Consider the following 12,313-nt stretch of genomic DNA (forward strand, 5'->3'; position numbering starts at 1 on the left):
TGCGCCCCCACCACCCAACGGTAAGATGCAGGTTCAAAACCGACGGCTACCGCCGACGACCAAACCGCGTTCCAGGTATTGCCGTACCGGAAGTCAGCGGCGCTACTGTCAGCCGCCCTTTGTCCTGCAGCAGTTCAAAGCCGAAACCTGTCCCTTTCAGCGGCACGGTCGTTGCCATCACCAGCCCCGGTGCCTGCCCTTCGTTCAACGCCACCGGGCAGGCCGTCCCGCCAACCCCGAAGACGTTGACAAAGAACCGCAGCCGCCGCACACCTGGCAAGGCAAGACGAAGGGTTATTACTCGCGACTCTCTTGGATTGAGAGTGCCAATTGGTGTGTTGCTGCCAATCGGCGCCTGACCATCAACCGTGGACTGGTTCGCGCCAGCCTGCCCGCCGCTGCTGCACGTAGCCCCATCGGCTGTCAGCAGACGATGGGGATTGACCGCAGGCACTATCACGCCAGTTGGTGTGCCGTCGGGATACCCCAGGCCTGCCACCTGCACGGAAACATTTGAAATGGTTTGCGTGCTTGTGTTTGTCAGAACTGCCCTGAGCACGAGGTCGCCAGCATAGTTTGGCGCTCCGCAGAGGCTACCTGCCAATAACTGCTCAGCGATGTTGAGCGCCACCCGGCAGTTCTGAAGCACCGGCGTCGCCGGTGGCACCGAAATGACTACCCGCTTCGGGTCGTGGTCAGACAAGCGCCTGGGTGACAATGGATTGTTGCGGTCCACCTCCGGGAAATCCGCGTTGACCCGCGCCGTTTCAGAGAAGGCAATGCCCGACAGGTTTTGGGTGACTGCCACCTGATCAAGCGTCTGTGCGCTGCCATCGAAGAGGAAGGAATAGTTCGATGAGTTGGTCGTTGTCCCGGTCAAGCTTACGAGCGGCGGTGTCGGCGGATTCCACGCCGCCGTCGGTGCCAACACGACACGGCTATCGTTCGTGCCGCTGGTCGGCGGCGTCGGTGGATTGCCCAGAATCGTGTTGTAGATGTCGGCGTACCCGTCGTTGAACTGGAAGCCGTTGAAATCCCCAATGACCACCATCCGCTCGTTCGGATTGGCAAGCTGCCGCTGCCGAATCAGATTTGCCACAAACTCCGCCTGTACCTGCCGCCTGTGCCGTACCTGGTAGCCCTCATTCGGATAGCCGTTGACGGGACTACCGCCCGTGGCAATGTCATTCAACGAACGCTGGTGCACGTTGATGACCGTAAACGCAAAATCCCCCAACGCGCCCTGCAGAATAATCGGTGGACGGTCGTTGAGAACGACCGTTGAGCCATTGGGCCGCACATACGTGTCCGCCACCCCAACCTGCGTCACACTGCCGACCGTGATGCGGTTGGTGTTGACCAGATAGGCTACCGCAATGCCGCCAAAGTCATTCGTCGGGAAGATGTAACCGGCATAGAACGGCAGCGCCGGGTTGCTGTTTGTGGGATTGCCATTGTCTGCATTGAGCCGCGCCGCCATATCGTTGATGACAACGGTCAGGTTGTCCGTCGGCGCTTCCACTTCCTGCAACCCAATCACATCCGGGTTGCGCAGAATGTTCCGCACCTGAAGCGAAAACTTGCTGAGGCGATTGCTGTACGCCGTCGGCGTCAATACCGGTTCGCTCCGCCCCGGATCATTGCGGTCATCAAAAAACCGCTCCAGGTTCATCGAGGCAATTGTCAAGTCGGTCGGCGGACGTACCGCCAGCGGAATCGCTTCACCCACACCCGGCGCACCACTGTTGGAAAACACCGGCGGATTGGCTGCCTCCGGCAAAATCGTAAACGTGCGGAAGCTATAGTCCAGCGCCCCAACCAGATTCGTCACAATGGCCGGATAGGGCGTACTTGGGTCAAAATCCCCCGACGGCACGTTGAGCGCCGTCGTGCCGGGTTGCGCCGTGCTGTCCACCCGCAGCAACTCCGGGTTGGCATCCCAGCGCGGCACGTTGACCGGCGGCGGCAACGTCCCCGTCACTCCGCCATTGGGAACAGTGTCCGGGAAGCGGATGCCCGGCTCACGAAACGGACGGTCGGCGCAAAAGCCGCTGCCGCACACCTCCGCCACAACGCCAAAAAACCGCCCGTTCGTCGTTGATGTGGCATTCGTTTCATTGATGAAACCGCCGGTGGGCGACACCACCGCCAGATGCTGCACTGCCACCCGCATCCCCTCAAACCGCTCGTAGCGCAACGGCAGGGTCGGCTCCAGTGGCGACGGCGTGCTGGCAATGGCCGGAGTGATGACCGTCGGTGCCGGCAAGGGAACACTGCACGCCAGCCGGGCAATCGTCAGTGACCCCGAAAGCTGCGTCACCGACGGCTGCTGCGGGTCAGCCGCGGGGACAAACTCATTGACCGTACCCCGTACCCGCACCAGGTTCCCAATCTGCACCGGCGGCGTGCTGCCCGTGAACACAAACAGCCCTTCGGACGTGTTCGGATTGCCGTCATCGAGCGCAGAGCCGTCCGGCGTCTGGATGAAAAACCCGTTGCTGCGCAGCCCATACACTACGCCTTCGGTCGTCTGCACCGTGCTGACCAGCGGCGAGGTGTTGCCTGTCCCCTGAATCTGGTTGATGGGCGTGACCGGTGTTGCCGCCACGACGTTGACCGTCATCGTGCAATCGGCGGTTTGGGGCGGGGTGTCGTTGTTGGACCAGCGGACAACGACGCTGTAGGTCCCGGTCGGGACGGTGTTGGCAATCTGCAGGGTGGCCGTGGCCGTGCCACCAGGGCCGGTTGCCGGGACGAAGCCCACGATGGAAAAGCCGGTTGTGGGCGGCGTCACGCTGAAGACCGTAGCGTTGTTAATGATGCTGCTGGTGGAAGTGGCGCTCAGCCCGCAGGCAACAGCGGTCGTTCCCTGAAACGCCGCCACCGTCCCCGGACACGACGGCACAATCGGCCCAGTCGGCGGTGGGCTGCTGGTCAGGGTGAAGTTGTCAATGCCAAAGCTGTCACGGTTGCCGGAGCCGCTTGAAGCACTCAGCGCCACGATGCGGAAGAAGACACTGGGCTGGTTGCTGACCTCGGCTGATTGCGTTGGCGACAGCGTCACAGAGATGTTGGTGTTGCCCCACGTGCCGGGGTCAGTGTAGGTGGCCAGCGTTACGAAGGACGTTGGGTTTGCGCCGACGCCGTATTGCAGCGTCCAGGTTGTGCTGCGCGGCTGGACGCTCAGCATCTGGGCATTGAAGCTGACAGCGGTGATGGTTTCCCCGGTCGTATTCCGCTGGTAGGTAAAAGCCGCGCCGGGGTCGCCGAACGTTCCGGTCTGCCGGATGCCCAGCGCCCGGTCCGGGGCGCTGTTTTGGGTCGCGTCGGGCGTTGAGGCATTGAAACCGGCGTTGTTGGCCGAGGCAAAGTTTTTGAAGGCCCCGCTCACATTTCCCCAGTCTATGGGCGTGGTTGAAAATGAAACCGGCGTGCCAAGTGAGGCTGCCGTGGCATCGGTCCGCACTGTCCAGCCGGGCGGCAAACCGCTGCCGATGCCATTGAAGTTTTCAGCATAGATTGTTGTCGTTTTTGTCGCCAGAACGGTCGGTATGGTCCTTGTGCGCTCAGCGGCCGTGTCGGCGCTCAGCGGCCATTGCCACGGCCCATACACGGCAAGCAGCCCACAGGCCGCACCAATCACGAACACTGACGCCACGTAACGCCAGCGCATCTGATTTATCACGACGTGCATAATGGCTTTAGCTCCCGGTCTATACTGCGCCGGCTAACCGGGCACCTATGCCGCAGGCAGCCGGACAGTGGAAAAAGAAAGTTCATCAAGTGCATACGGACACGGCATAGAGTATCCCAACCTTCACAAATTGCAGCCTTTTGTTTTATGCAGGTATGAGGATTACACGCGATGGCTTCGGCTGGAGCTGACCTGCGTGATGGTCTTGAGCACTTGCCCTTTGGACACCCTTCCCCGCCTGGCTGCGCTGCTGGTTTCATTTCGGCGCTGGCTATGTTGCCGTGGGAGTGCTTTGAAAAACCCTTCATTCGACATGGACAGCCGTTTCGCTATGATTTACCGGCATAGGACCATAACCCGGTTTGGGCTTATTCAGGTGGTGAGCGGGCCAGGCCCAACGCACCCTGGGCGTCTGCCAGGCAACCTGGTATGTGCTACCGTTCACGTAACCGGGTTTTGAAACCTGCCGCCGCAAGACCTAATTCTGCACCTGTGGGGACTCCACACATGATGCGTAACCCGATGTTGGCTGCCTTGGCCATGCTGCTGCTTGGGCCGTCAGGTCCGGTAGCCCAAGAAACCGGCCCGAATCGTCCGAAAACTGCCCCCGGCAGCGGAGCGCCGCGCACGACCCCATCTGCACCCCAGTCCAAACCGCCGGCCCCCAGGCCAGCCGGACAGACACCAGCGGAGACAGAAGCCGCGCCCAAATCCAAACCCATGCACGAAACCCTGCGCGGCTACCTGCGCCAGATCAAGGGCGTCCGGCTGGAGCGTGCCGACAAAGACCCCAACACCATCGTCAGCCACTACACCGCAACCACCGGCGAAACCTTTGACATCGTGGTGATTCATTCGCCGCGCAAGAAAATGGTCGGACTGTATTCCTATGCGTTTGGCAACGTTGCCGAGGCCAAGAACGCCGATGCCCTGCGTGCGCTGCTACTCAGTGCCAACGAAGCCCTGGCCTTTGGAAGTTTCTTTGTCGATCGCGAGCAGGACATTGGGCTGAAGTGGTCGCTGCGTACCGAAACACCAATTACGTTCGAGGCGTTCCAGACGGTGTACCTGGGACTGGCTGCCGCCGCCAGGGAATACGGGCCGCAGATTGCCGACTGCATGAAGGGCAAAGCGAAGGAAGAGGAAAGCGATTCCACCACTCCTCCACCACGCGATGATGAAGAAAACGGAGCCGACAGCCCGGCACCTTCCAAAGTCACGCGCGAGCGGCGCGTGCGCAATCCGCAATAACGCCGTGCTGACGCTTGCCCTGGCCAAAGGCCGCCTCCAGGAAACGACCCTTGCCCGGCTGGAGCAGGCCGGTATCGTGCTGCCGCCGGAGCAACCCGACAGCCGGCGGCTCGTTCTGAACGACGTGCGCGGCGAGTACCGCTTTTTGCTCGTCAAACCGGGTGACGTGCCGATTTATGTTGAACACGGCATTGCCCAGGCCGGGGTCTGCGGGCGGGATGTCCTGCTCGAACAGGAACCGGACGTGTATGAACCGCTCGATCTGGGTTTTGGCTGCTGTCGGCTCGTGGTGGCTGGCTTCTCTGACATGCCCTGGCGGGAAGCCAACCATCTGTCAAAACTCCGTGTGGCCACGAAGTACCCACGAATCACGCAGCGCCACTTTCAGGCCCGCGCCACGCCGGTGGAAATCATCCCGCTGAGTGGTTCGGTTGAGCTGGCCCCGGTGCTGGGGCTGGCCGACTGCATTGTGGATATTGTCGAAACCGGCCGCACCCTGGCCGAAAACGGGTTGGCCGTTCTGGAGGACATCGCACCGGTGAGCGCGCGTTGTATCGTCAACCGGGCAGCCTTTCACCTTGCCCGCCATCAGGTGACACGGTTGCTCGAACAACTCGCCCCGCCAGCTTGAATCAGGCGCGACCTTATCAACGGGCTGGCTGCACAGAAACCAGTCTCTTTTGGCGAGTGTTCTCCCTGCCGGGACAGCTTACCTTTACCCTTCCGCCGCTTTGGGTCATGCTTTTTGGCGTTGAAACCTGACCACACCATAAGCGCTACCGGGTCAACGCTCGACTCAGGAAACCGGTTTTCCCTCTATGCACGAAAAGTACCAACCACACGTCGTCGAAGAAAAATGGCAACGGATTTGGCGCGAGCAAAACACCTTTGCCGTCCGTGATGATGGCCGCCGCCCCCGCTACTACATGCTGGAAATGCTCCCGTATCCATCCGGGCGCATTCACCTCGGGCATGTACGCAACTACAGCATTGGTGATGCCGTCGCGTGGTACAAACGGCTTCAGGGCTACGACGTACTGCACCCGATGGGATGGGACGCCTTCGGGCTTCCGGCCGAAAACGCCGCCATCAAGCAGGGCGCGCGCCCCGACGAGTGGACCTACCAGAACATCGCTGCCATGCGTGCCCAACTCCAGCGGCTGGGCTTCAGCTACGACTGGAGCCGCGAGATTGCCTCCTGCCAGCCGGAGTACTACCGCTGGAATCAGTGGATGTTCATCCAGCTTTTCAAAAAGGGATTGGTGTACCGCAAGCGGGCGACGGTCAACTGGTGCCCGAAGTGCAACACGAGCCTGGCCAATGAACAGGCGGAAGGGGGCTACTGCTGGCGGCATCCCGACACGCCGGTGGAGCAACGGGAACTTGAACAGTGGTTTGTCCGCCAAACACACTACGCCGAGGAGTTGTTGGCTGGCATTGAAGGGCCACTCAAGAACGGCTGGCCCGGACACGTGCTCAAACGCCAGCACGACTGGATTGGGCGCAGTGAAGGGGCCGAAGTGGACTTTGCCCTGTCCGAGGCCCCGGCTATCACCGTGCGCATTTTCACGACCCGGCTGGACACGATCTATGGCGCGAATGCCGTCATCGTCGCGCCGGAACATCCCCTGATGGAGCAACTGCTTGAACGCTCGCCCGTGCGGAGTCAGGTCGCGGCTTTCGTGGCGCGGATCACGGCGCAGTCGTTGCGCGAGCGGACGGAATCGCGGGAAAAAGAAGGTGTGGAGACCGGTCTCCATGCCATCAATCCCTTCAACGGGGAGCGGCTGCCGGTCTGGACGGCGAATTTCGTTCTGGCGCAGTATGGAACCGGCGCACTGATGAGCGTTCCGGCGCACGATGAACGGGACTTCGAGTTTTCACGCAAGTACGGGCTGCCCATTCGCCGGGTCGTATGGGATACAACGCCCAGTGATCCACAGTCCACACTGAAGATTTCAACCGTGCCCTTCATGGATGAAGGTGTACTCGGCTCCGACTGCGGGCCGTTTTCCGGCCTGACCTCGGCCGCAGCGCGTCAGGCCATGGCGCACCATGCCGAAACCCACGGATTCGGGAAACGCACGGTTGTGTATCGGCTGCGCGACTGGGGCATTTCCCGGCAGCGCGCCTGGGGCACGCCCATCCCAATGATTCACTGTGACGCCTGCGGGACAATCTCGCCGGAAAAGGAAGAAAACCTGCCTATTACGCTGCCGCCAGACCTGGATTTCTCAGTCGGCGCACCGCTGGCAACCCATCCGACGTTCACAAAGGTGACGTGTCCCAACTGTGGCGCTCCGGCCCGGCGCGACACCGACACCATGGACACCTTCGTGGACTCCAACTGGTACTACTTCCGCTACTGTGATCCCCACAACGACCGGTGTCCCTTCGACCGGGAGATTGTCCAGCGCTGGCTTCCGGTGGATTTCTACATCGGCGGCGACGAACACGCCGTCATGCATCTGATCTACACCCGCGCCTGGACGATGATGATGCGCGACTTGGGGCTGATTGACTTTGGCGAGCCGATCAGGCGGCTGCTGACCCAGGGAATGGTCATTCTCAACGGGGCGAAAATGTCGAAGTCGCGCGGGAATATCGTGGACCCAGACGACATGATCCGGCGCTACGGGGCGGACGCTACGCGGCTGTCCATCCTGTTTGCGGCCCCGCCCGAACGGGAAGTAGATTGGAAGCGGGTCACGGATGAATACGGTGCAGATGACTATCCGGCGGCCGAAGGTGCGATGCGCTATCTGGCCCGGGTCTGGCGGCTGGTTCACCGGTGGCGTGACCGCTGCCGGAGCGTCACGGGTTTGCCGGCGACGGTTTCTCCGGCAGCAGAAGTGACGCGGCGCGCCACACACCGGGCGCTGGCGCGGGCAACGGAGGCCTTCGAGCAGGGACTGCGGCTCAATGTCGTCGTCGCCACGTGCATGGAACTGACCAATGACCTTTACGACTTCGACACGGCGGTGGGTGAAACGACAGAGACCACGGATGTCCAAACCATGCGTGAAGGTCTGGAGGCATTGGTGCTGATGTTGACGCCGTTGGCCCCCCACATTGCCGAGGAACTGTGGCAGGAACTGGGCCACACAACTTCGCTGGCTCAGGCGCGCTGGATGACGTATGACCCGGAGCTGGCCCGCGCACCGCAGTTGGAAATTCCGGTGCAGGTCAACGGCAAACTCAAAAGCCGGATTCTCGTCGCGCCGGACCTTTCTGATGCCGACCTGGAAGCCGCGGCGCTGGCCGATGAGCGGATTCGTGCGCTGATCACGGACAAAACCGTTGTCAAGGTCATCGTTGTTCCCAAACGGCTGGTCAACATCGTCGTTCGGTAGCATTCCCATCCGGCAGCGACGCCTGCCTGAAAGGTTTTTTGTGTATGGATGCCATCGTTTTCTATGCCCCGCACGAAATCGGGCTGCAATCCATTCCCCTGCCTCCGATGACACCGACTTCGGTGCGGGTCGCCACGAAGCTGACCTCCATCAGCGCCGGCACAGAGCGGATGACCCTTGAAGGGCGGCTGCCCGGAATGCCCCAGCTTCGGTATCCGCTCATTCCCGGCTATGAGAACGTAGGTGAGGTCATCGAAGTCGGTGCGGACGTTGACCCGGCACAGTTTCAGGTGGGCGACCGCGTGTTCCTGCCCGGCACGGTTCGCTACGAGGGGTTTTTCTCGGTTTTTGGCGGTCAGGTTTCGGAATCGGTCAACGATGCCAAACGTCCCATCAAAGTTCCGGCTGGCATCTCGAATGAAACGGCACTGCTGCTCGCGCTGGGCGCCACGGCGCACCACGGCATACGGGACCTGGTTGCGCCCGGGACCCGTCCGTCCATTCTGGTACTGGGGCAGGGTATCGTCGGGCAGTTGGCGGCGCGCATGCTGACCCAGTACGGCGCGGAAGTGACCATTGCCGATACGATTCCCTTTCGCGTCGGGCTGGGCGAAGCCGATCACTTCATCGTGGTCCATCAGGAAATGGATATTCCGTCGGACAGTTTCGATGTCGTCGTCGAGGCGACCGGCAATGTGAGTTGTTTCGACACGGCCGTGCGCGCCCTCAAAAAGCGCGGCCATCTGCGCTCGCTGGGTTTTTACGAGGACATCCGCTTTGCCTTCGGCCCGGCTTTCATCAAGGAAATCCGGCTCGACATTGCCGGCGAGTGGGATGCGGCCGACCTGGCGGCCACCCTCCGGTTTTTGGCCGACCACGACGCGGCGCTGCATCAACTCATCACGCACCAGTTACCGGCGCGCGATCCCAACCGGGCCTATACGGTGGCGTTGCGTGACCCGGAGTGTTTGAAAATCGCACTCACATGGTAAGTTGGTGACAGGGGTGGAGGCGGCGGCGTCCACCCTGAAATGTTTTTCGGATGTTTTTCTCACACCGGGCGACGTTCCCCAGCCCCATCTCTGCCGTGAAGGCGTCCGCAGCGGTACCAGTGCATTACATTCTCACCTGACCGGGAGCGTTTCACCCATGCCATTGTCACAGGAAGTCGAAAACCTTGCCCAAACGGCGCTGCGTGCCGGACTCACGCTCAACGTCAAACGGGATGTGGACACCAGCAATGCCTTCTGGGGTGCCCTGTTCACCTTTGGGTGTCTGCCGGATTTGCAGGTCGTCATCAACGGCCCGGTCGGATGTTACACACTGCCCATCACTTCGATTCTCAACTACACGGACACCCTTCCCAACCTGCCAAACGTCATTTCGACCGATTTCACCGAACGGGAAGTCACGCTGGACGGCACGAATCCCATTTTGCGGACGACCCTCAGCGGCCGCTCGAAGCTCAACCAGCGGCGGCGGGCAACCATCGTGCTGACGACCCAGGAAAGTGAACTCATCAGCACGGATGGCTTTGAATCCGGGTCAAGCACAGACGATGCCGTGGCACAGTTTGACAGCCGGGCCCTTCAGGATGACGAATGGCAGGGGCGGGATGCTGCCCTGCTCTATCTTTACGAACACCGGGACTGGCTGCTTGCGTCATCCGGCTACGATGCCGAGGACCTGCGCGCGTCCGCGACCAAGCAGACGAAACCCCGGATCACGATCATCGGCCCGACCTATGGCTGCTTCAACAGCTATTCAGACCTGGCCGAAATCGAACGGCTGGTGCGCGGCATTGGCGCGGAAGTGGGTTGTGTCCTGCCGCTGCGCGCCCGCATTGCCGATTTGGCCACGGTGGATATGTGCGACGCCTGCATTGTCATGTACCGGGAATTCGGAGCCAGTCTGGCCACCCGGATGCAGAAGCCCTATCTCTACGCCCCGTTTGGTATCCATGATACGACGGCGTTTCTGCGTGAGCTGGGGCGGATGCTGGGGCTTCAGTCGGAAGCTGAAGCCTTCATCGCGCGCGAAAAGCAGACGACGCTCAAAGCCTTCTGGGACCTGTGGCGCAGTCCGCACCAGGACTTCTTCGGCACGTCAAGCTTTGGCGTTGCGGCGGGCGAAACCTATGCGCAGGGGCTGCGGCGCGTCCTGCAGGATGAGTTCGGCATGCGTCCCACGGTGGTGGCGTCGCGGCAGGCCAAGTCGGGGCCGCTGGCCTACAGCGCCAGCGACATCCGGCAGACTCTGCTCGACGACCCGCCCATGCTGATGTTTGGCTCCATCAACGAAAAAATCTACATCAGCGAACTCGAACTGCTGACCGGCTACATCCCGGCTTCCTTTCCGGGCCCCGTTGTGCGGCGCGCGACCGGAACACCGTTCATGGGCTATGCCGGGGTGGTGTATCTCGCCCAGGAAATCAGCAACTTCCTGTTCGAGCTGCTGTTCCGTCACCTGCCCGTCGAAAGCCTTGAACGGAAACAGGCGCAGGAAACGACCCTAGCCATCCCGGAGGCCGAAATCGTCTGGAATCCCGATGCCGTGGAGCGGATGAACATCGTGCTGAAAAAAGTTCCGTTCTTTGTGCGCATCTCGGCCAGCAAGAAGCTCCGCATTGAGGCCGAGCGGGAAGCCGTCCAGCGCCGCATCCGGGAAGTCACGCCGGACATCATTGACGATGTCGCCCGACGTTTTGCGCGCTAGGGTATCATCCTGACGCACCACGCCTACCTTGCGTCAGGGATGAAACCACAATGGATGACTACGCTGACTTTGCGCGCGCCGTCTATGCCACGGGCGTACTCTCCGATCCGTGGCTGTGGGGCGAACCACGCTTCCGTTTGCAGGGTGTGGTTATCTCCCCGGAGCTGGCTGCGCGGTTGGCCGAAGCGGCGGAAGCGGTCACGTATCTGCACCAGGCACTGGTTGAAATTCTGCTTGACGCCCCGGGCCATCTGACGGCGTTTTACCACCTCACGCCCTTTCAGCAGATGATGTGGTACGCCTCCGGCGGGCTGTGGCACGGCATGGCGCGCGCCGATCTGTTCCTGTGTACGGATGGCCATATCCGCTGCTGCGAACTCAACAGCGATACGCCTTCGGGTCAGCCCGAAGCCGTCTGGCTCAACCGGCTTCGCCAGGCTGCGCATCCCGGACTGGACGATCCCAACACCCAGTTTCCTGCCCGCTTCATTGCCATGCTGCGCGAAAGCCACGCCAAGCGCACGGAAGCGCCGCTGACGCGGGTGGGCATCGTGTATCCAACCGAGTTGACCGAAGACCTGTGCATGATCACGGCCTTTTCGCGCTGGCTTGAAGCGGAGAACATTCAGGTCATTGTTGGCTCGCCCTACAACCTGCGCCGGACGCCAACCGGTGTGGCCCTGCTTGGAGAGCCAGTGGATTTGGTTTTGCGCCATTACAAAACCGACTGGTGGGGTGAACGGCTCCCGGTTTGGGCCGATGCCGAAGGCTACCCGGATGACGAACCGCTGACCGAACCACTGCTGGCGCTGCTGGATGCCGACCTGCAAGGCCAGGTCACGGTGGTCAATCCGTTTGGAGCCGTTGTCACCCAGAACAAACTTTCGCTGGCCTTTTTCTGGGAAGAAATGACGCGCTTCCCGTCCGAAGCCCAGGACCTCATCCGGCGTTTCATTCCTGAAACCTACCGCCTGACAAGCATGGACAATGAACGCCTGCTTGACGAGCGTGAGCAGTGGGTGCTCAAGAGTGACTATGGCTGCGAGGGTGCCGAAACGGTGTGTGGGGCCTTTGTCACACCGGAGATATGGGAAAAGGCTGTCGAGCTGGCGCTGCCGGAGCACTTCGTGGTGCAACGTTTCTTTGAAGTCCAAGCGGATGCTGAAGGCTGGCTCCCCAACTACGGGGTGTTTGTGCTGGGGGGGAGTGCCGCCGGGTTCTTCACGCGGCTTTCCAGGGCGAGCACCGAATACAATGCCCTCACCGCGCCAACCTTCATCGGCCCCGGTTGCCTGTAAAA

Annotated in this window: 7 protein-coding genes; 6 read left to right on the forward strand and 1 reads right to left on the reverse strand. The window is 61.3% G+C overall.

The window, feature by feature from the left end:
* Positions 1 to 46: 46 nt before the first annotated feature.
* A complete protein-coding gene (locus CABTHER_RS15765; RefSeq protein WP_228374038.1) occupies positions 47 to 3,694 on the reverse strand; it encodes an endonuclease/exonuclease/phosphatase family protein in 3,648 nt (1,215 codons plus the stop codon).
* A gap of 507 nt (positions 3,695 to 4,201) precedes the next feature.
* On the opposite strand from CABTHER_RS15765, the gene CABTHER_RS07490 reads away from it, so the two are divergent.
* The 6 genes from CABTHER_RS07490 to CABTHER_RS07515 all read left to right on the forward strand — a co-directional run bounded on the left by CABTHER_RS07490 (position 4,202) and on the right by CABTHER_RS07515 (position 12,311).
* On the forward strand, positions 4,202 to 4,945 hold the full coding sequence (locus CABTHER_RS07490) for a hypothetical protein (RefSeq protein WP_041569146.1): 744 nt from the start codon (positions 4,202 to 4,204) through the stop codon (positions 4,943 to 4,945).
* A 4-nt stretch (positions 4,946 to 4,949) separates the two neighbouring features.
* Complete coding sequence (gene hisG / locus CABTHER_RS07495) at positions 4,950 to 5,576, forward strand: ATP phosphoribosyltransferase (RefSeq protein WP_014100011.1); 627 nt, start codon at positions 4,950 to 4,952, stop codon at positions 5,574 to 5,576.
* A 187-nt stretch (positions 5,577 to 5,763) separates the two neighbouring features.
* Positions 5,764 to 8,298, forward strand: coding sequence for a leucine--tRNA ligase (gene leuS / locus CABTHER_RS07500; protein WP_014100012.1), 2,535 nt, complete (start codon positions 5,764 to 5,766; stop codon positions 8,296 to 8,298).
* A gap of 44 nt (positions 8,299 to 8,342) precedes the next feature.
* The gene (locus CABTHER_RS07505; RefSeq protein WP_014100013.1) at positions 8,343 to 9,290 is read left to right on the forward strand and encodes a zinc-binding dehydrogenase; all 948 of its coding nucleotides are present in this window, start codon (positions 8,343 to 8,345) and stop codon (positions 9,288 to 9,290) included.
* A gap of 157 nt (positions 9,291 to 9,447) precedes the next feature.
* On the forward strand, positions 9,448 to 11,013 hold the full coding sequence (locus tag CABTHER_RS07510; protein WP_014100014.1) for a nitrogenase component 1: 1,566 nt from the start codon (positions 9,448 to 9,450) through the stop codon (positions 11,011 to 11,013).
* 50 nt (positions 11,014 to 11,063) lie between these two features.
* Positions 11,064 to 12,311: a glutathionylspermidine synthase family protein gene (locus tag CABTHER_RS07515; RefSeq protein ID WP_014100015.1), complete on the forward strand. Its 1,248-nt coding sequence runs from the start codon at positions 11,064 to 11,066 to the stop codon at positions 12,309 to 12,311.
* The last annotated feature ends 2 nt before the right edge of the window (positions 12,312 to 12,313 follow it).

The sequence above is a fragment of the Chloracidobacterium thermophilum B genome, assembly GCF_000226295.1.
Taxonomy (GTDB): domain Bacteria; phylum Acidobacteriota; class Blastocatellia; order Chloracidobacteriales; family Chloracidobacteriaceae; genus Chloracidobacterium; species Chloracidobacterium thermophilum.